Origin of the sequence: Rhodococcus sp. NPDC127593 (assembly GCF_042671975.1) — a bacterium.
Classification (GTDB): Bacteria; Actinomycetota; Actinomycetes; order Mycobacteriales; family Mycobacteriaceae; genus Rhodococcus_F.
This window is the reverse complement of record NZ_JBHXWI010000004.1, coordinates 57,445-75,381: the sequence shown is the minus strand read 5'-3', so window position 1 is coordinate 75,381 and position 17,937 is coordinate 57,445. Positions and strand designations below refer to the sequence as shown.

Below are 17,937 nucleotides of genomic sequence, written 5' to 3'. Positions count from 1 at the left end.
CGCCGCCGACGGGCAGAATCATCGGTCGTCGAGGAAAATTTCTTCCCCAGACCTGGTACGGCGTCCAGGATCCGCAGGAATCGTGGGCGTACCACTGGAAGCACGCGCGCCTTGATGACAGGATATATCCACGCGAACGGGATCTCGATGTGAGGTCCCGGGCGGCAACTGCAGGGAGTGAACGGTATGGCGCAGGGTGTTGTGAAGTGGTTCAACAGCGAGAAGGGCTTCGGATTCATAGCGCCGGACGACGGCAGCGCGGATGTGTTCGTTCACTACTCCGAGATCTCGGGCAGCGGCTACAAGTCGCTCGAGGAGAACCAGCGGGTGGAATTCGAGGTCGGACAGGGCCAGAAGGGCCCGCAGGCCCAGAATGTCCGGGCCGTCTGACCGACGCCCCGATGACACTGTGACGACGAGGTCGCACCCGAGCGGTGCGGCCTCGTTGTCGTAGTCGGCCCCGGGACAGTTATCTCGAGAGGCCGAAGCTTCCCACCTGGTTGCCGTTGACATACACGGCCCCGGTGTAGGTCCCGTCTGCGTTGGGGGAAATCCTGTCGGTCAGGAACCCCAGACCTGATGGGCTGTGATCGATGACGGTGTCTCCGTTCCCGTCCTGCGAGGTTGTGCCCGCGAGTCCGGTCAGGCCGAACGCGAAGTTGTTGACGACCGTGCCGCCCTGGAACGTCTTACCCTTCCAGATCAACCCACCCACCGGCGCGGTGGTCGTTCCCTGATAGGTGCCGGACGGTGTGCGCTGCCCGTCCGTGGTCGAGTACCCGGTCCCGTGCCGTGAACACCGGCACCCCTGGACAAATTCGGCGTTCTCCTTCATAGTCGATATGCCACCAAGTGGCATTGCTATTTCACTAGATGGCAATCTCGATCTTCCGACAGGAGTTCCCGTGACCGATCAGCTGCTCGATGCCGCCGAGTTTCGCTCCACCGTGCGCGCGTTCGCCAACCGTGAGATCCACCCCGGCGCGGCTTTCCGTGACGAGACGCGGGAGTTTCCGGCGGAGTTGGTGAAGCGACTGGGCGAACAGGACCTGATGGGCATCTCGGTGCCCGAGGAGTTCGGCGGACTGGGCCTGTCCACCAAGACGCAGTTGATCGCCATCGAGGAGGTGGCCCGCACCGACGCCGCCCTCGCCTCGATCTACACCGCGCACTACCTGGGGCTCGAGCCGATCCTCGTCGGCGGAACCGAGGAACAGAAGCGCCGGTGGCTGCCCCGGCTCGCCTCCGGTGAACTGCTCGCCGGGTTCGCCCTCACCGAACCGGACGCCGGCTCCGACATCGCGTCGATGCGCACGACGGCACGGCGCGAGGACGACGGGTGGCACCTGTCCGGTTCGAAGACGTACATCTCCAACGCCAAGGAGGCCGACCTGGTCGTCCTCTTCGCCAAGACCGATCCGTCCGCGGGTTTCCGCGGCATCACCGCGTTCGTCCTCCCCCAGGGCACTCCCGGCGTGAGTTACTCGGAGCCCCAGGACAAGCTGGGCATCCGGTCCGCCCCCACGTACACCGTCTACCTCGACGACGTGGTGCTCCCCCACGACGCCGTGGTGGGAACGGAGGGCCGCGGCGGCAACATCGCGCTCACCGCCCTCAACCGGGCCCGCATCGACGTGGCCGCGATGGCCAACGGAATTGCCCTGCGTGCTTGGGAACTGGGCCGCTCCTACGCGGCGGAGCGCAAGCAGTTCGGACACCCCATCGCCGAGTTCCAGGCGATTCAGCTGCTGCTGGGTGCGTGCGACGCGCAGCTCGTCGCGTCCCGCGTCACCGCGGACTGGGCGGCGGACGTGAAGGATGCCGGGGCCGATCTGCGCCGCGCCGCGTCCGTGTCGAAGTACGTGGCCACGGAGGCCTGCTTCTCGATCGTCGACCAGACCGTGCAGATTCACGGCGGCGCCGGTTTCATGCGCGAATCCGAGATCGAACGCCTCTACCGCGACTGCCGGATCCTCCGGATCTTCGAGGGCACCTCGCAGATCCAGCTGCTCACCATCGCCTCCAACGCGCCCTCCCCGCGCTCGACCGAATTCTGAGAAGGGTCCCTCATGCCTACCCTGCCTCCCCTCGACGGCATCCGCGTCGTCGATCTCTCCCGCGTCCTGGCCGGACCGTACTGCACGGCGCTGCTCGCGGACGCCGGCGCCGACGTCGTCAAGATCGAGCCCGCCACCGGCGAGGACTCGCGGCACCTGGGCCCGTTCCGCGATGGCGAGAGCATCTATTTCAACGTGCTGAACCGCGGAAAACGTTCGCTGGCACTGAATCTCAAGGACGAAGCGGATCGGAAGGTGCTGTTCGACCTCCTCGACACGGCAGACGTTCTCGTCGAGAACTTCCGGCCCGGCGTAACCACAAGGCTCGGCATCGACTACGACGCCGTCCACGCCCGCAACCCCGGGCTCGTCTACGCATCCATCTCCGGTTTCGGGCAGGACGGGCCGCTCGCGGGTTCGGCCGCGTACGACCTCGTCGTGCAGGCGATGTCGGGGATCATGAGCATCACCGGTTCCCCCGAATCCGGTCCGACCCGGCTCGGCGAATCGTTCGGCGACCTCGTCGCGGGTCTGTTCGCAGCGTGGGGCATCAGCTCCGCCCTGGTCGGCACCCGGGAATCGGGTGTGGGGCAACACCTCGACGTCGCCATGTTCGACAGCATGCTGGCCATGCTCCCCACCGCGCACAGCCAGTTGCAGGCATCAGGGGTCGCACCGGCCGGCGTCGGAAATCGCCATCCCGTCTCCACCCCGTTCGACACGTACCGGGCGTCGGACGGCCTGTTCGTCCTCGCCGTCGCCAGCCAGTCCGGATTCGAGAAGCTCGCCCACACCATGGATCGTGCAGATCTTCTCGGCGACGACCGTTTCGCGGACGACACCTCGCGCACCGATCACGAACCCGCCCTGCGCGCAGAGATCGAGATCTGGGCGAAGGACAAGACGGTCGCCGAGGTGGTCGCAGTCCTCGGCGCGGCCGGACTGGCGAGCTCGGAGATCTGGAACGTGGAACAGGCGTTGTCGTCCGAGCAGAGCCGGCACCGGGGACTCGTGGAGTCGTTCGATCATCCGGTCGCGGGAACCATCGACTACGTCCGGCAGCCGGTCGTGTTCGGCGACAGCGCGCGCCCCGGGGTCCGCCGCAGCCCGCTGCTCGACGAACACCGGCAGCCTCTGCTGTCCGAGATCGCGTCGCGGTAGATTCACGCCGACACCCGCGACCGTCAGGAGACGACCCATGGCCCCCGGAGATGTGACCCGCAGCGCGAGCCGCACCTTCGAACTGCTCGGCGCGATCACCGAGCAGGGCGGGTTGACGCTCGGCGACGCCGCCAAAGCCGCCGGTCTCGCCACGAGTACCGCGCTGCGCCTGATCCGCAGTATGGAGCAGAGCGAGTTCCTGGTCCGCGGCGACGACAACGTCTACCGGGCCGGACCGCGACTTCTCCAGATCGGCGCCCGGGCGATCAGTGACAACCAGCTGCTGTCCCGGGCCCGGCCCGCGATGGTCGCGATCGCGGAGGGAACCCGCGAATCCACCTACCTGTCGACCCACGGCCCGAAGGGCACCGCCCTGTATCTCGCGCAGATCGAGGGCACCCACGCGATCCGGCACATGGGATGGGTGGGACAGACGGTGCCGCTCGAGGGAACGGCCGTCGGCGCCGCGCTGCGGGGCGACCTGCAGAGCGAGGGATACGCGATCGCCCACGACACCATCGAGAACCAGTCGACGGGTGTCGCGGCCCCCATCTACGACGCGGTGGGGCGGATCGTGGGCGCGCTCAGCGTCATCGGGCCGACGTTCCGCCTCGACGACGCACTCTGCGCGCAGCACGGCCTCGTTCTCGTCGAGCGTTGCCGTGCGCTGTCGGCCGAACTGGGCTCCCCGGCCCCCTGAGCAGCGGTCAGCTACCCATGCTGGTCCGCACGAACTCACGGAACGTGAGGACCATCGGTTCGCGGGCCCGGCCCCGCCGGTAGATCAGCGAGAACGGCGCCTGATAACCGAACGACGCCGGCAGGATCGGGCGCAGCCGGTTCCGGTCGACCCAGTACTCCGCGTAGTGCTCGGGCAGGTAGCCGATGTAGGCGCCGGACAGCACGAGGATGAGCTGCGCCTCCATGTTCTCCACCGTCGCCGACGGCTGGGGAAACCCCTGGCGTGCGAGTTCCTGCTCGGACCAGTAGCCGCGGGTCACCATCCGCTGTTGCGTGATGACCTCCGGCGGCACTCGCTTCCTGCCGAACAGCGGATGCTTGTCGCTGCAGTACAGCCAGTGCTGCTCCCGGTGCAGCGCCTGGGAGACGAGGCCGTTCATCGGCGAGGCGAACGCGCCGACCGCGACGTCGATCCGATCGTCGAGCACGCCGACCTGCAGCTCGTGCGGGGTCTGGATCTTCAGGTCGAGGTAGACGGCGGGGTGGTCCTTGCTGAACACGCCGATCACGTCGGCGAGCGGCAGGGTGGCGTCGGTGACGGTGGAATCGAGAACGCCGATGGTGAGGGTGCCCCGGAGCTCCCCCTGCAGCGCGGCGCCGTAGCGTTCGAAGCCCTCGAGTTCGCCGAGGATGCGCAGGCATTCCTTGTGGTAGAGCTCGCCCTTGCTGGTGAGGCCGAATCCGCCCCGGCCGCGATGGCACAGCACGATGCCGAGGTGGCGTTCGAGCTGGCTCATGTAGGTGCTGATCGCGGAGGCGGACAGTCCGAGTTCCTGCTGCGCGGGCGCGAACCCCTGGTGGCGGACGACGGCCGCGAAGATCTGAAGGAGCTTCAGATCGGGCAGCGAGCTGCGCATCGCACTCCTCCGGCGGGGTCGAAAACAGGGTGTGAGCTGGCTCGCACCATTACTTCACGATTTTCTGAAGTGATTATTTGTATCAAGTGATTTATTTCACGTCAATGTTCTCCTACCGTCTAGGGCAACGGTCTGACGAGACCGGCACCGACGGGACCACCGCGCCCGTCATCACCGATCCGCTAGGACACGTGAAGGACGCATCATGGACATCACCATCATCCTGATCTACCTGGGCGCAATGCTCGCGTTCGGCTGGTGGGGCAAACGCCGGGCGAGCAACTCCAGCGAATACCTCGTCGCCGGCCGCCGCCTCGGCGGATTCCTCTACACCAGCACGATGGCGGCGGTCGTCATCGGCGGCGCCTCCACCGTCGGTGGCGTCGGCCTCGGCTACAAGTACGGCATCTCCGGAATGTGGCTGGTCGTGTCGATCGCCGCCGGCGTACTCCTGCTCAGCCTGCTCTTCGCCGCACGGATCCAGCGCCTCAAGGTCTATACCGTCTCCGGGATGCTCAAACTCCGGTACGGCATCGACGCCACCGGTGCGTCCGGCCTCGTCATGATGGCGTACACCCTCATGCTCACCGTCACCTCCACGATCGCCTACGCCACCATCTTCAACGTGCTGTTCGGCTTCGACCGGACCCTGTCGGTGGTCCTCGGCGGCCTCATCGTCGTGGCCTACTCCGCGATGGGCGGCATGTGGTCGATCACGCTCACCGACGTCGTCCAGTTCGTCATCAAGACCATCGGCGTCTTCGTCCTGCTTCTCCCGTTCACGTGGAGCAAGGCGGGCGGCTACGCCGGCATCAAGGAGCGCGTGGGCGAACAGGCACTCGGGCTCGGCACCATCGGCACCGGCACCATCGTCACGTTCTTCGTCGTCTACACCCTCGGCATCCTCATCGGACAGGACATCTGGCAGCGCGTGTTCACCGCGAAGTCGCCCGAGGTCGCACGGTGGGGCGGCGTCACCGCCGGCGTCTACTGCCTGCTGTACGGCGTCGCGGGCGCTCTGATCGGGCTGGCCGCGTCGGCCCTCATGCCCGACATCGGATCGTCCGACGACGTGTACGCCGACGTCGCCGTCCACGTCCTGCCCGTCGGCCTCAGCGGCATCGTCCTCGCCGCCGCGGTGGCCGCGATGATGTCGACCGCGTCCGGCGCGCTGATCGCCACCGCCACGGTCGCCCGGCAGGACGTCCTTCCGCTGGTCGCCCAGATCTTCGGCCGCACACGGCCCGAACTGGACACGTCCGACCCGGAAGCCGACGTGCGCGGCAACCGCCTCTACGTGATCGTGATCGGCCTCGTCAGCATCGTGGTCGCCGCACTCATCAACGATATCGTCTCCGCGCTGACGATCGCCTACGACATCCTGGTCGGCGGACTCCTCGTCCCCATCCTCGGTGGACTGGTCTGGAAGCGCGCCACGGGAACCGCGGCCATGGCAGCCATGGCGGTGGGCACCGTGGCGACCATCGCGACAATGTTCGTCGTCGGCGACGTCATGGCGAACGAGCCGGTGTACGTCGGGCTCGTCAGCGCTCTCGTGGTGTTCGTGGCCACCAGCCTGTTCACCGAACCCACCCCGGCGAACGTGATGTCCGTATGGAACGCACGAGTGTCGGGAAAGGACGAGGAAGATCCGGTTCCGGTCCCGGCACCGAGCGTCGCGAGCACATCGACACCGAGCGTTGCGAGCACCTCGACACCGATAGCCTGAGTGACACCGGCGCACGAGGGTGAGTGCGCATGAGCGGGAGGAAAGATCGTGCCGAAGATCGTCGACCACGACGAGCGGAGACTGGCGCTCGCCGACGCCGTTCTCGCGTTGATCGCCCGGGAGGGGATCTCCGCCGTCACCACACGAGCGGTGGCGGAGGAGAGCGGGTGGTCGACCGGAGTGTTGAACCACTACTTCGGGTCCCGGCACGAACTGCTCCTCGCGGCGCTTCGCCGGGCCGGCGACATCCAGGGCGACCTGTACCGCACGATTCTCGACGAGGAGGGCGCCGGCCCGATCGAGAAGCTGCGGAACATCACCGCCAGCATCCTGCCGCTCGACGAACGCCGACTGGCGATGACCCGGGTGTTCCTGTTCTTCTACGCGGAGGGTGCGGCCGAGGAAACGGCGCGCGGTGAGATCGCGTCCTTCCTCGCCCGCTGGCGGGGCGTCGTGCGCGAGTCGGTCGTCGCCGCGCAGCGGGAGGGCACCGTCTCCGCCGACCTCGACGCGGACGCCGTCACCGTCGCGCTGGTGGCACTGACCGACGGTCTTGCATTGCAGGCCATCCTGGATCCCGTCGTCATGGAGGCGATCAGCGCGGAGGACGCGGCCGCCCGCTGCGTCGACGCCGCCGTACGACGGACCACCGAAGAAGCGGGGGCAGTAGGCTGATGACCGACCGCGTCGTCGTCGTCGACGACTTCATTCCGGCCGAAGCACTGTCCGATTCGCTTGCCGCCGCAGGTATTTCCGCGGACGTCGTGCACCAGTCCGAGTTCCCGTCCGGCCCGGGCGTCATCGCCCTGCTCGTGGGCCCGGAGAACACCGGACTCGAGCCCCGTCACCTGTCGGACCTCCCGGACCTGCGACTGCTCTCGGCCACGTCCGCCGGGTACGACCACCTGCCGGTGTCGGCGGCCCACGAACGCGGCCTGTGGGTCACGCGGGCAGTGGACTACTGCACCGAGGAGGTCGCGGACCACGCGCTCGCGCTCACCCTCGGACTGCTCCGATCCACCCACGCACTCGACCGCTCCGTGCATGCGGGCGGGTGGGACGTCAGCGCCGCGCCGCCGCGGCGCATCGCGGGAACCGTGCTGGGCCTCTACGGTTTCGGCCGGATCGCCGGCGCTTTCGCGCTGCGCGCCCGAGCCGTGGGGATGACCGTTCTCGTCAGCGGCCGCGGGTTGGGCGACCGCGCCGGGGAACTCGCTGCCGAGGGCATCGAGGTGGTCGGGTTCGAGGAACTGCTGCGCCGCTCCGACGTGCTGAGCCTGCACGTTCCCCTGACTCCCGAGACGCGGGGTCTGATCGACGAGCGCGCGCTGTCGACGATGAAGCGCGGCGGGTATCTGGTGAACGTCTCCCGCGGCGGACTCGTCGACCACGACGCGCTCGGAGCCGCACTGCGCAGGGGACACCTCGCCGGCGCGGCCGTCGATGTTCTTCCGAACGAACCTCCCGCACAGGATGATCCGATCCTGCAGATACCGAACCTCGTGATCACCCCGCACGCCGCGTGGTACTCACCGCAGGTCGCGCAGACGCTGGCGCAGCAGTCGGCGCGCAATGTCGCGGCGGTCCTGACGGGCACATCCCCGGCGGGAGTCGTTGCCGCACCGAGGATGTGATCGCCTCTGCCAGTTCTTGTAAGCCTCTGTCAGTCCTTGTAATCGGGGGCGGTGCGGTCCAGTATCCGCAGCAGCGCCGCCCACGCCATCTCGTAGGCCTGATCGTCGGTGTAGTCGTCCGTGGCCTCGCCGGCGAACTGCCGCGCGGTGTGCTCGGCGATCTCGGGCGACGGAACGCGCAGTTCACCCGATGCCTGGGCGGCGATCTGGATGTCACACGCCTTCTCCAGATAGAACATTCGCAGAAAAGCCTCGGCGGCGGATTCGCCCACGGTGAGCAGTCCGTGATTGCGCAGGATCATCGCGGGGTGGTCGCGGAGATCCTCGACCAACCGCACGCGTTCGGCCGTGTTGAGGGCGATGCCCTCGTAGTCGTGGTAGCCGACCCGGTTGTAGAACTCCATCGAGATCTGGTTCAGCGGCAGCAGTCCGTGCTCCTGCGCGGCCACCGCGCACCCGGCCTTCGTGTGGGTGTGCAGCACGCACTGCGCGTCCGTCCGGGCCTCGTGAATCGCGCCGTGGATCACGAATCCCGCAGGGTTGACGTGATATTCGGACGGTTCGACGAGTTCGCCGTCGAGTCCGATCTTCACCAGGTTGGACGCGGTGATCTCTTCGAAGAGCAGACCGTACGGGTTGATGAGGAAGTGATGTTCGGGTCCGGGAAGCCGGACCGAGACGTGCGTGAAGATGAGGTCGGTCATCTTGAAATGCGCGAGCAGGCGGTACACCGCCGCGAGTTCACGACGCAGTTCCGCCTCGGTCTTCGCCGGGCTCGTTCGGCCCTGCGACGTAACGGTGGGTGCACTCATGCGGGATCTCCTTGATCACCGAAGGGATTTCGGCTTAAATATATCAACTGATTTATTTAAGTGCCAGCCCTTTGGCTCAGTCGAGCCGCCCACCCAGCATTCCCCGCAGCGAGCGCAGGCAGAGTTCACGTAGCTCGCCCTCGGCGATCGACGGGTGGTCGAGCCAGTCCATGCAGACGGCGCGGACGAACGCGATCCATCCGCGCACCGCGACGCCGACGAGTTCCCGCTCGCTGCCGGGGGGATCGAGCGCGTCGACGATGCGGCGCTGCTGCGCGTCGAGTTCCCGGTCGACGATGGCCCGGATGTCGGAGTCGGCCGACAGCGCGCCGCGGTTGATGGCCCGGACTCCGTGCCGGTGGCTCGCGACGTGCTCGAAGTACGCGTCGAGGCCGGCCGCGACCTGTTCCTCGACGGGGAGTGTGGAGTCGGGGGCCGTCACGTCGAGCAGTCGTTCGGATTCGCGTTCGACGATCGCGGCGAAGAAATCCCGCTTCGTCGGGAAGTAGTGGTACATCAATCCGCGCGACACCTCGGCGAGTTCCGCGACCTCCTCGATCCACACATCCTCGTACGGGCGGTCTGCGAACAGCCGCGCGCCGATGTCGAGCAACTGCGCGCGCCGCTGCTCCGGGGCGAGTCGTCGGCGGGCGCTGGTCATGCCAGTCACCGTACTGCTTGACACCGGTTCAGTAAGGCGTACCTTGCGTACTAGACATCAATTCAGTAACGCGGGCCACATCGACACGGGGGTCGACAATGAGCGTCGAATCACTGCACACCACGGCGGAGGCGACCATCCCGCATCCTCGATGGCGGCTTCCCGTCGTCGGCGACGTCTTCGGGATCAGCATCCGCACCCCCGTGCAGAATTCGATGGAGATCGGCAGAAGACTCGGGCCGATCTTCGAGCGCAACGTTCTCGGCAATCGGTTCGTGTTCGCGTCCGGTGCAGACATGGTCGCGGAACTCTCCGACGAATCCCGGTTCGCGAAGCACCTGGCGCCCGGCGTCGCGTCCCTGCGCGAGGTCGGCGGCGACGGGTTGTTCACCGCATACAACCACGAGCCGAACTGGAGCAAGGCGCACAACCTCCTCGCCCCGGCATTCACGAAATCGGCGATGCGGTCGTATCACCGCACGATGCTGGATGTCGCCGGCGAACTGACGGAGCACTGGGACGAACGCGTGGACGGCACCCCCGTCGACGTCTCCTCCGACATGACGAAGCTGACGCTCGAGACCATCGGCCGCACCGGTTTCAGCTATTCCTTCGACTCGTTCAGACGCGAGCGGCCGCACCCGTTCGTGCAGGCGATGGTCGGCGCGCTGAGCCATTCGCAGCGCACCACGTTCGTGAAGTCCAGCGCGCTCGGACGCCTGCTGACGCGACGGTCGGATCGACGCAACGTCGCCAACCTGGAACACATGGCCGAGGTCGTCGACGAGGTGATCCGTGCCCGCCGCGACAGCGCCGAGGCCGGCCCCGAGGACCTGCTCGAACTCATGCTGCGGGCAGCGCGCGAGGACGACCCCGATCGGATCGACGAATTGAATATTCGCCATCAGGTGGTGACGTTCCTGGTCGCGGGGCACGAAACCACGTCCGGTGCGCTGTCGTTCACCCTGTACTACCTGTCGCGGCACCCCGACGTCCTCGCGAAGGCGCAGGCGGAGGTCGATGCGATCTGGGGCGACGAGGAGCCTGCGTTCGAGCAGATCGCGAAGCTCCGCTACGTGCGCCGCGTGCTCGACGAATCGTTGCGACTGTGGCCGACGGCCCCCGCGTACGGCAGGGAGGCGACCGTCGACACGACCCTCGTCGGCAAGTACCCGATGAAGGTCGGCGACTGGGTTCTCGTCCTCATCCCCGCCCTGCACCGCGACCCCGTATGGGGCGACGATCCCGAGGCGTTCGATCCCGACCATTTCCTGCCCGAGCGCATCAGGTCCCGCCCCGCCCACGTGTACAAGCCGTTCGGGACCGGCGAGCGCGCCTGCATCGGACGACAGTTCGCACTCCACGAGGCGGTCCTGGTTCTCGGCACGATCCTGCGTCGATACGACATCGTGGGCGACCCCGGCTACCGGCTGAAGGTCGCCGAGCGGCTCACCCTCATGCCCGAGGGCTTCACGCTGCAGCTCCGCCGACGCTGACCGGCCCCTTGACAGGCACAAAGTGAGAGTTACTATCAAAATATAGTAACTTCCTTTCGAGTGGAGCTGTCATGAGTGAAACGACGGTCATCGAAGTCGCCCCCCGCCGCTGGTGGGCGCTCGGAGCCCTGTCCGTGGCCATGCTGACCATCGGTCTCGACATCACGGTCCTGACGGTGGCGCTGCCGACGCTGGCGGTCGATCTCGGAGCGGACAACTCGCAACTGCAGTGGTTCAGTTCCGCATACACCCTGGTCCTCGCCGCCGCGTTGCTTCCAGCGGGCGCGCTCGGTGATCGGTACGGCCGCAAGAAGCTCCTGCTCGGCGCCCTCGTCCTGTTCGGCGTCGCGTCGCTGCTCTGCAGTTATGCGAGCACGTCGGGTCAGCTGATCGCCGGACGCACCCTGCTGGGGCTGGGGGCCGCGGTGATGATGCCGCTGTCGATGGCGGTGCTGCCCGTGCTGTTCCCCGACGCCGACGAACGGTCGCGGGCATTGACGATCTGGGTGACGTCCACCGCGATCGGCCTGCCCCTCGGCCCGATTCTCGGCGGGTGGTTGCTCGAGAACTTCTGGTGGGGGTCGGTGTTCCTGATCAACGTGCCACTGGTCGTCGTCGGCGCGATCGCCGTCGCGACCCTGGTTCCGGAATCGCGCAGCGAAGAGCAGTCGCCAACCGACTATCTCGGCGCCGCACTATCGTCATTCGGATTACTCTGCCTCACCTACGGTTTTATCAAGTCCGGCCAGGACGGCTGGGGCGACACACTGGCGTTGGCGTCGATCGCGGCGGCCGTGGTCGTGCTCGGACTGTTCGCGATGTGGGAGCGCCGGTCGCGTCATCCCCTGATCGACACGTCGTTGTTCGCCAGCCCCGGATTCCGCTGGGGCACGATCTTCACGACGCTCGTCAACTTCGGGATGTTCGGACTGTTCTTCACGGTGCCGCAGTATTTCCAGGCCGTGCTCGGCGTGGACGCGCTGGGCAGCGGCCTCCGACTGCTGCCGTTGATCGGCGGACTACTGGTCGGCACCCGGCTCTGCGACCAACTGCTCCGGCGGGCCGGCGCCCGGCCGGTCATCGCAATCGGGTTCACCCTCCTCACGGCGGGACTCGCGACCGGCGCCCTGACCTCCGTCGATTCCGCGTACTGGTTCACCGCGACGTGGATCGCACTCGTCGGCGCGGGAATGGGTTTCGTGATGCCGGCGGCGATGGGTGCGGCCCTCGGCGCGTTGTCGGCCGAACGTGCCGGTTCCGGCTCCGCACTGATCCAAGCGCTGCGCCAAGCCGGCGGAACGATCGGGGTCGCAGTGCTGGGCACCGTGCTCGCCACCCGCTACCGGACCGAACTGGGCGCGCTCGACGCGGATCCGGTCCGCGACGGTGTCAACGCCGGCGTCGCGGTGGCCAAGGCGACCGGCGACCCGTCGATGCTCGCGCACGTCCAGGCGTCGTTCCTGTCGGGGATGAGCCTCATGCTGTGGGTGTGCGCGGGCATCTGCGCCGTCGCGATGGTGCTCGCAGCGCGCTTCACGCCCCGCGATACCCCGGCCCGGGAGCAGGATGAGTCAGAATCGATACATGTCCATTGACGCTCGACCAGGCCTGCGGGAGCGGAAGAAGGCGCGCACCCGGCTGACCATCCGCTCCGAGGCGTTTCGGTTGTTCCGTGAACAGGGCTACGCCGAGACGACGATCGAGCAGATCGCGGAGGCCGCGGACGTGTCGCCGAGCACGTTCTTCCGGTACTTCCCCACCAAGGAACAACTGGTCCTCGCCGACGACCTCGATCCGCTCATGATCGAGGCCATCGAGGCGCAACCGGCGGACGTCCCACTGATCACCGCGTTCCGGAAGGCCGCCGAATCCGTGTTCGCCGGTCTGTCCGAGGCAGACGTGGACTTCGAGCGGAGGCGTCAGGAACTGCTGTATTCGGTCCCGGAACTGCGCGGGGCCGTCATGCAGGAAATGGTGCGCAGCATCGACATGATCGCGGGCGTCATGGCCCGCAGGATCGGGCGCACCGCCGACGACTTCGAGGTCCGCGCGCTCGCCGGGGCGATCGTCGGCGTCGTCCTCGGTGTCGTCGGTCAGCTTCCGGGGGATCTGCCCCTCGCCCTGCGCGCGCTCGAATTCCTCGAGGACGGACTCACACTCGGGCGGAGCGCGACGCCGTAGACCCGGCGCCCGATGTCACCGTGGTTCACTTCGACTGCACCGGTGCGACATTGGGCGACGCAGTGTCAGGCTGAGGCGCGGGCGAGAACCTCCGTCACGACATGTTCGGCGATGGCGAGGGACGACGTCGCACCTGGTGAGGGCGCGTTCCGGACGTGAATGACGCGTCCCGACCCGGTGATGACGAAGTCGTCCTCGAGGCTGCCGTCGGCGTTCATCGCCTGAGCGCGGATGCCCCGGGGTCCACGGGTGACGTCGGAGCGGCGCACGTCGGGGACGTACTTCTGCGCCTCCTTCACGAACTGGCCCGTGCTGAGGACGGTGCGGGCCTCGCGGACCGCCGCCGCGGTGTTGTGGGCGGCGAACCGCCAGAATCCGGGAAACCCGACCGCCGACATCATGTCCGACGCCGACCACCCCCGACGGTCGTACGCCTCCCGCCCGAAGGACAGAAAGGCGTTCGGTCCGAGCATGATTCGCCCGTCGATCCTCTTGGTGAGGTGAACGCCGAGGAACGGGTACCGCGGGTCCGGAACGGGGTAGATCAGGCCCTTCACGAGCGAGGACCGCCCGGGCTCGAGCAGGAAGTAGTCGCCGAAGAAGGGCACCACCCGAGGCGATCGCGGTTCACCCGACATCAGGGCCACCCGGTCGGACTGCAGTCCCGCGCACGTGACCACCAGGTCGAAGGCCTCACTGCCGTTCCGGGTGGTGACCACTGTTTCCGCGGGCCGGCTGTCCAGGCCCACGACCTCCCGGCCGAGGAGCACGCGCCCACCCGCGGCGGCGATGTCCGCGGCGAGAGCCTCCGAGATCGCCACGTAGTCGATGATCGCGGTGTGCGGCGAGTGCACGGCGGCGACTCCGCGTGCGTGCGGTTCGATCTCGGGGATCTCCTCCCCGGGGACCTTCCGGACGCCGGGGACCCCATTGGCCACCGCCCTGTCGAAGATGGCGTCCATCCGAGCCACTTCGGACGAGTCGTGGGCGACCACCACCTTGCCGCATTCCTCGTAGGCCACGCCCTTGTCCTCCGCGTACTGCTGCAGGAGGGTGACACCACGGCGGCACAGGCGCGCTTTCAGGCTGCCCGGCGGGTAGTACAGGCCGGCGTGGACGACGCCGCTGTTATGGCCGGTCTGGTGGGCCGCGACCCGGGTTTCCTTCTCGAACAGCGTCACCTCGACGGCGTCCATCCGGTGCAGAAGTTCCCGGGCGACCGCCAGACCGATGATGCCGCCGCCGATGACGGCCGCACGAATCTTCGCCATGAGCACACCTCCGTATACCGTTTTCGAGATATCATCGATGGTATGTCGACCACCCCTCGACGCACGTCTTTTCCCGGACTGGAGCACCTGTCCGATCGGCGTCGAGCGCTGCTGGACGAGCTTGTCACCACTCGCCGCGAGCGCGGTCTGACGCAGACGGAGATCGCCGCCCACATGGGCACGTCGCAGTCGGCCGTGGCACGGCTCGAACGCGGCGACGTCGACCCCCGCCTGTCGACACTCGAACGGTACGCGGAGGCCGTGGGCCGGACGGTCGACTGGACGATCTCAGCGCACCGGGAGTCATCACCATGATCTGGCCACCACCCACCCCACCGCCGGTCCCGCCGTTTCACACGCCCTGGCAGCCGGACCCCCGGCAGCCGCCCGCGCCGACGCACGTCACGTCGGTCTCCGCTCCCGGTCCCGACTGGCTGGCCGAGCGCCTGTTCGACAAACGGATCGTGTCGCTGACCGGCCGACTCGACGCCGAGGCCACCAACCGCGCGGCGGCGTCACTCGCGTTGCTCGACGCCTCGGACGACGACGAGGTCCAGTTGTGGCTGCACGGCGTCGACGCCGACGTCGACGCCGCCGCCACGCTCCTCGACACCCTCGACCTGATGGGGGTGCCGCTTCACGTCCACTGCCGCGGGGACGTCCACGGAATGGCGATCGCCCTCCTCGCGCCCGCCGACCGCCGGACGGCGGCGGCGCATGCCACGTTCCACCTTCGCGAACCGCAGACATCCTGCGCCGGTCCGGCGTCCGACATCGCGACGGCCGCCGAACACCACGAACAGCAGCTGCGGAGGCTGCAGCAGCGCATCGCCGACTCCTGCGGGCAGCCCGTCGACACGGTGATCGGCGACATGCGGGACCACCGGATCCTCACCGCCGACGAGGCGCGCGACTACGGGTTGATCGACGCCGTCACCGGCGCACGCTCCGTCGAAGGGGAGTAATCCGGCAGGACCTCCACCGGACGACTCTTGCGCCCCGCACCTCGACGGGGGAATCATCCGAGGATGACGGTCGAACGATCGCGCATCACGGTCCACGGGGTCGTGCAGGGGGTCGGCTTCCGCCCGTTCATCGCGCGGCTGGCCGACGACCTGGGGTTGCACGGCCACTGCGGCAACGACGACGTCAGCGTGTTCATCGAGATCGAGGGCAAGTCCGCGTCGGTGTCCGAGTTCGTGCGCCGGCTCAGCACGGATGCGCCGCCGATGGCCGTGATCGTCGACACGACGGTCCAGCCCGTTCCGGTGCGCGGGGACGAGTCGTTCCGGATCATCGACAGCCGGCACGTCCCCGGCGCGCGGACGCTGGTGTCGCCGGACGTGGCGACGTGCGCGGATTGTCTTCGTGAACTGGCCGATCCGCACGATCGGCGGTATCGCCACCCGTTCGTCAACTGCACCAATTGCGGGCCGCGGTTCACGGTGATCACCGACCTGCCCTATGACCGGCCCAACACCACGATGGCCGAGTTCCCGCTGTGCGCGGCGTGCCTCGCCGAGTACCGCGACCCCACGGATCGGCGGTTCCACGCCCAGCCGGTGTGCTGCCCCGACTGCGGTCCGCACGTGTTCGCCGAGATCGACGGTCGGCGGATCGACGGGGACGACGCCGTCCTCACCGCGGTGCAGGGGGCGTTGCGGGACGGCCGGATCGTGGCGGTCAAGGGCCTCGGCGGATTCCACCTCGTCTGCGATGCCGCCGACCGCACCGCCGTCGGGACTCTGCGGGCGCGCAAACACCGCCCCGACAAACCGTTCGCGGTGATGACCGCGAACCTGTCCGTCGCCGCCGAGCTGTGCGAGATCTCCGAGCCCGAGAGCGCACTGCTGCGACACGCGGCGCGGCCGATCCTGTTGCTGCGCAAGCAGAATACCGCGGAGGTCGCCGACGGAATCGCGCCCGGGATCGACGACCTCGGCGTGATGCTCCCCTACACCCCGCTGCACCATCTCCTGTTCACCCCGACACCCGGCAGCGACGCCGAACCACCGCGGGTGCTGGTCATGACGTCCGGAAACCTGAGCGGCGAACCCCTCTGTTTCGACAACGACGACGCCCGCACCCGGTTGCGGGACATCGCCGACGTGTTCCTGATGCACGACCGCCGCATCGCGGTGCCCTGTGAGGATTCGGTGCTCGCGGTGGAGGGCGGGGCGGTGCTGCCGATCCGCCGCTCCCGTGGGTTCGCGCCCCTGCCGGTCGTGCTCCCCGCGCACGGCCCCGAGATCCTCGCGGTGGGCGCGGAGATCAAGAACACCTTCTGCCTGACCCGGCAGGACTACGCGTTCTGCTCGGCGCACCTCGGCGACATGGGCAGCCTGGAGAGCCAGCGCGCCTTCGAGACTTCGGTGCGGCAGTTGACGCATCTGCACGGGATCACCCCGGAGGCCGTGGTCGCCGACCGGCACCCCGGGTATTCGACGCACCACTGGGCCCGGCGGTACAGCGAGAGGACCGGCGTCCCCCTGCTCACCGTGCAGCACCACCACGCGCACGTCGCGTCTCTGATGGCCGAACACGGGCTGGTCGGGACGACGGTGCTCGGGGTCGCGTTCGACGGGACCGGGTACGGCTGCGACACCACCGTGTGGGGCGGCGAACTCCTCCTGGTCGGCCCGAACATCCTCGACACGCGGCGGGTGGGACACATCCAGCCCTTCTCGCTGCCGGGCGGTGACGCCGCCGTCCGCAATCCGGTGCGGGTGGCGCTGGCTCTGCTGCACGAGTGCGGGATCACCGACGTCGACGGACTGCCGTGCGTGGAGGCGATCCCCACCGCGGAACGCGCGGCCGTGGAATCGCAACTTCTGTCGGGTCTCGGCTGCGTCAGGACGACGAGCGCGGGCCGCCTGTTCGACGGCGTCGCGTCGCTGCTCGGGGTCCGGCACCGGGTCACCTACGAGGCGCAGGCGGCCATCGAACTCGAGGCCCTCGCCCGGACCGCCCCGGATCCGGCTCCCCTGGCCATGGAAGTGGAGAACGACCAGCTCACGCTGGCCGTCCTGATGTCCGGACTGGTTGCCGGACTCCGCGACGGGACCCCGCCCGCGGCGCTCGCACTGGGCTTCCACCATGCCCTCGCCGCCGCCACCGCCGACCTCGTCGACCGGGCCGCCACCGCGACCGGCGCGTCGACGATCGGACTCACCGGAGGAGTCTTTCAAAACCGTTTATTCCTCGCACTGGTGAGAGCACACTGGGAGAGCAGCGGTTATCGAGTCCTCACCCACCACCGGGTGCCTCCCAACGACGGAGGACTCTCCCTCGGCCAGGCGGTGATCGGTGCCGCGGCGACCATGCGTGGACCGTGACG

General features: G+C 68.0%; 18 protein-coding genes. 13 read left to right on the top strand and 5 right to left on the bottom strand.

Annotated features, from left to right (window positions below; genetic code table 11):
* Positions 1-186 precede the first annotated feature (186 nt).
* Positions 187-390 carry a cold-shock protein gene (locus ACFVJ3_RS04630; RefSeq protein ID WP_005244612.1) on the top strand — a complete coding sequence of 68 codons (204 nt, stop codon included), beginning with the start codon at positions 187-189 and terminating at the stop codon, positions 388-390.
* A 79-nt stretch (positions 391-469) separates the two neighbouring features.
* On the opposite strand, the gene ACFVJ3_RS04625 is transcribed toward ACFVJ3_RS04630, so the two are convergent.
* Positions 470-835: a hypothetical protein gene (locus ACFVJ3_RS04625; RefSeq protein ID WP_378450943.1), complete on the bottom strand. Its 366-nt coding sequence runs from the start codon at positions 833-835 to the stop codon at positions 470-472.
* Between the two features lie 70 nt (positions 836-905).
* Here ACFVJ3_RS04625 and ACFVJ3_RS04620 point away from each other — a divergent pair, with 70 nt between their 5' ends.
* The 3 genes from ACFVJ3_RS04620 to ACFVJ3_RS04610 are packed head-to-tail and all read left to right on the top strand — an operon-like array spanning position 906 to position 3,918.
* Entirely contained in the window at positions 906-2,057 is a 1,152-nt protein-coding gene (locus tag ACFVJ3_RS04620) for an acyl-CoA dehydrogenase family protein (protein ID WP_378450942.1), read from the top strand.
* A gap of 12 nt (positions 2,058-2,069) precedes the next feature.
* Positions 2,070-3,218 carry a CaiB/BaiF CoA transferase family protein gene (locus ACFVJ3_RS04615; RefSeq protein ID WP_378450941.1) on the top strand — a complete coding sequence of 383 codons (1,149 nt, stop codon included), beginning with the start codon at positions 2,070-2,072 and terminating at the stop codon, positions 3,216-3,218.
* A 37-nt stretch (positions 3,219-3,255) separates the two neighbouring features.
* Positions 3,256-3,918, top strand: a complete 663-nt coding sequence (locus ACFVJ3_RS04610) for an IclR family transcriptional regulator (RefSeq protein WP_378450940.1) — start codon at positions 3,256-3,258, stop codon at positions 3,916-3,918.
* A 7-nt stretch (positions 3,919-3,925) separates the two neighbouring features.
* Here the strand turns inward: ACFVJ3_RS04610 and ACFVJ3_RS04605 are convergent, their stop codons facing one another.
* Positions 3,926-4,816 carry a LysR family transcriptional regulator gene (locus ACFVJ3_RS04605; RefSeq protein ID WP_005244617.1) on the bottom strand — a complete coding sequence of 297 codons (891 nt, stop codon included), beginning with the start codon at positions 4,814-4,816 and terminating at the stop codon, positions 3,926-3,928.
* 205 nt (positions 4,817-5,021) lie between these two features.
* Between ACFVJ3_RS04605 and ACFVJ3_RS04600 the strand changes: the two genes are divergently transcribed.
* From ACFVJ3_RS04600 to ACFVJ3_RS04590, 3 genes are read left to right on the top strand one after another with little or no spacing between them, the layout of a single operon-like run.
* Positions 5,022-6,545 (top strand): sodium:solute symporter, encoded by a 1,524-nt coding sequence (locus ACFVJ3_RS04600; RefSeq protein WP_378450939.1) that lies wholly within the window; start codon positions 5,022-5,024, stop codon positions 6,543-6,545.
* Positions 6,546-6,593: 48 nt separating this feature from the next.
* Positions 6,594-7,220, top strand: a complete 627-nt coding sequence (locus tag ACFVJ3_RS04595; RefSeq protein WP_378450938.1) for a TetR/AcrR family transcriptional regulator — start codon at positions 6,594-6,596, stop codon at positions 7,218-7,220.
* On the top strand, positions 7,220-8,179 hold the full coding sequence (locus tag ACFVJ3_RS04590; RefSeq protein ID WP_378450937.1) for a C-terminal binding protein: 960 nt from the start codon (positions 7,220-7,222) through the stop codon (positions 8,177-8,179). The genes ACFVJ3_RS04595 and ACFVJ3_RS04590 overlap by 1 nt, the downstream gene beginning before the upstream one ends.
* A 29-nt stretch (positions 8,180-8,208) precedes the next feature.
* On the opposite strand, the gene ACFVJ3_RS04585 is transcribed toward ACFVJ3_RS04590, so the two are convergent.
* Both ACFVJ3_RS04585 and ACFVJ3_RS04580 read right to left on the bottom strand, forming a co-directional pair.
* A complete protein-coding gene (locus tag ACFVJ3_RS04585) occupies positions 8,209-8,991 on the bottom strand; it encodes a class II aldolase/adducin family protein (RefSeq protein WP_378450936.1) in 783 nt (260 codons plus the stop codon).
* A 76-nt stretch (positions 8,992-9,067) separates the two neighbouring features.
* Positions 9,068-9,652 carry a TetR/AcrR family transcriptional regulator gene (locus ACFVJ3_RS04580; RefSeq protein ID WP_378450935.1) on the bottom strand — a complete coding sequence of 195 codons (585 nt, stop codon included), beginning with the start codon at positions 9,650-9,652 and terminating at the stop codon, positions 9,068-9,070.
* Between the two features lie 98 nt (positions 9,653-9,750).
* On the opposite strand from ACFVJ3_RS04580, the gene ACFVJ3_RS04575 reads away from it, so the two are divergent.
* From ACFVJ3_RS04575 to ACFVJ3_RS04565, 3 genes are all read left to right on the top strand, one after another.
* Positions 9,751-11,148 (top strand): cytochrome P450, encoded by a 1,398-nt coding sequence (locus ACFVJ3_RS04575; RefSeq protein ID WP_378450934.1) that lies wholly within the window; start codon positions 9,751-9,753, stop codon positions 11,146-11,148.
* A gap of 71 nt (positions 11,149-11,219) precedes the next feature.
* A complete protein-coding gene (locus ACFVJ3_RS04570; protein ID WP_378450933.1) occupies positions 11,220-12,743 on the top strand; it encodes an MFS transporter in 1,524 nt (507 codons plus the stop codon).
* A complete protein-coding gene (locus ACFVJ3_RS04565; protein WP_378450932.1) occupies positions 12,733-13,329 on the top strand; it encodes a TetR family transcriptional regulator in 597 nt (198 codons plus the stop codon). The genes ACFVJ3_RS04570 and ACFVJ3_RS04565 overlap by 11 nt, the downstream gene beginning before the upstream one ends.
* A 65-nt stretch (positions 13,330-13,394) precedes the next feature.
* Here the strand turns inward: ACFVJ3_RS04565 and lhgO are convergent, their stop codons facing one another.
* Positions 13,395-14,600 carry an L-2-hydroxyglutarate oxidase gene (gene lhgO, locus ACFVJ3_RS04560; protein WP_378450931.1) on the bottom strand — a complete coding sequence of 402 codons (1,206 nt, stop codon included), beginning with the start codon at positions 14,598-14,600 and terminating at the stop codon, positions 13,395-13,397.
* 42 nt (positions 14,601-14,642) lie between these two features.
* Between lhgO and ACFVJ3_RS04555 the strand changes: the two genes are divergently transcribed.
* The 3 genes from ACFVJ3_RS04555 (at position 14,643) to hypF (ending at position 17,935) form a co-directional block, all read left to right on the top strand.
* Positions 14,643-14,915, top strand: coding sequence for a helix-turn-helix transcriptional regulator (locus ACFVJ3_RS04555; RefSeq protein ID WP_061042299.1), 273 nt, complete (start codon positions 14,643-14,645; stop codon positions 14,913-14,915).
* Positions 14,912-15,565 carry an ATP-dependent Clp protease proteolytic subunit gene (locus ACFVJ3_RS04550; protein WP_378450930.1) on the top strand — a complete coding sequence of 218 codons (654 nt, stop codon included), beginning with the start codon at positions 14,912-14,914 and terminating at the stop codon, positions 15,563-15,565. Before ACFVJ3_RS04555 ends, ACFVJ3_RS04550 begins: the two co-directional genes overlap by 4 nt.
* 63 nt (positions 15,566-15,628) lie before the next feature.
* Complete coding sequence (gene hypF, locus ACFVJ3_RS04545; protein ID WP_378450929.1) at positions 15,629-17,935, top strand: carbamoyltransferase HypF; 2,307 nt, start codon at positions 15,629-15,631, stop codon at positions 17,933-17,935.
* Positions 17,936-17,937 lie beyond the last annotated feature (2 nt).

Excerpts from the sequence above, each read along its gene's own strand:
- ACFVJ3_RS04630 (WP_005244612.1), top strand. The coding sequence starts at position 187 with ATGGCGCAGGGTGTTGTGAAGTGGTTCAACAGCGAGAAGGGCTTCGGA.
- ACFVJ3_RS04625 (WP_378450943.1), bottom strand. The coding sequence starts at position 835 with ATGAAGGAGAACGCCGAATTTGTCCAGGGGTGCCGGTGTTCACGGCAC.
- ACFVJ3_RS04615 (WP_378450941.1), top strand. The coding sequence starts at position 2,070 with ATGCCTACCCTGCCTCCCCTCGACGGCATCCGCGTCGTCGATCTCTCC.
- ACFVJ3_RS04610 (WP_378450940.1), top strand. The coding sequence starts at position 3,256 with ATGGCCCCCGGAGATGTGACCCGCAGCGCGAGCCGCACCTTCGAACTG.
- ACFVJ3_RS04605 (WP_005244617.1), bottom strand. The coding sequence starts at position 4,816 with ATGCGCAGCTCGCTGCCCGATCTGAAGCTCCTTCAGATCTTCGCGGCC.
- ACFVJ3_RS04600 (WP_378450939.1), top strand. The coding sequence starts at position 5,022 with ATGGACATCACCATCATCCTGATCTACCTGGGCGCAATGCTCGCGTTC.
- ACFVJ3_RS04590 (WP_378450937.1), top strand. The coding sequence starts at position 7,220 with ATGACCGACCGCGTCGTCGTCGTCGACGACTTCATTCCGGCCGAAGCA.
- ACFVJ3_RS04585 (WP_378450936.1), bottom strand. The coding sequence starts at position 8,991 with ATGAGTGCACCCACCGTTACGTCGCAGGGCCGAACGAGCCCGGCGAAG.
- ACFVJ3_RS04580 (WP_378450935.1), bottom strand. The coding sequence starts at position 9,652 with ATGACCAGCGCCCGCCGACGACTCGCCCCGGAGCAGCGGCGCGCGCAG.
- ACFVJ3_RS04575 (WP_378450934.1), top strand. The coding sequence starts at position 9,751 with ATGAGCGTCGAATCACTGCACACCACGGCGGAGGCGACCATCCCGCAT.
- ACFVJ3_RS04570 (WP_378450933.1), top strand. The coding sequence starts at position 11,220 with ATGAGTGAAACGACGGTCATCGAAGTCGCCCCCCGCCGCTGGTGGGCG.
- ACFVJ3_RS04565 (WP_378450932.1), top strand. The coding sequence starts at position 12,733 with ATGTCCATTGACGCTCGACCAGGCCTGCGGGAGCGGAAGAAGGCGCGC.
- lhgO (WP_378450931.1), bottom strand. The coding sequence starts at position 14,600 with ATGGCGAAGATTCGTGCGGCCGTCATCGGCGGCGGCATCATCGGTCTG.
- ACFVJ3_RS04555 (WP_061042299.1), top strand. The coding sequence starts at position 14,643 with ATGTCGACCACCCCTCGACGCACGTCTTTTCCCGGACTGGAGCACCTG.
- ACFVJ3_RS04550 (WP_378450930.1), top strand. The coding sequence starts at position 14,912 with ATGATCTGGCCACCACCCACCCCACCGCCGGTCCCGCCGTTTCACACG.
- hypF (WP_378450929.1), top strand. The coding sequence starts at position 15,629 with ATGACGGTCGAACGATCGCGCATCACGGTCCACGGGGTCGTGCAGGGG.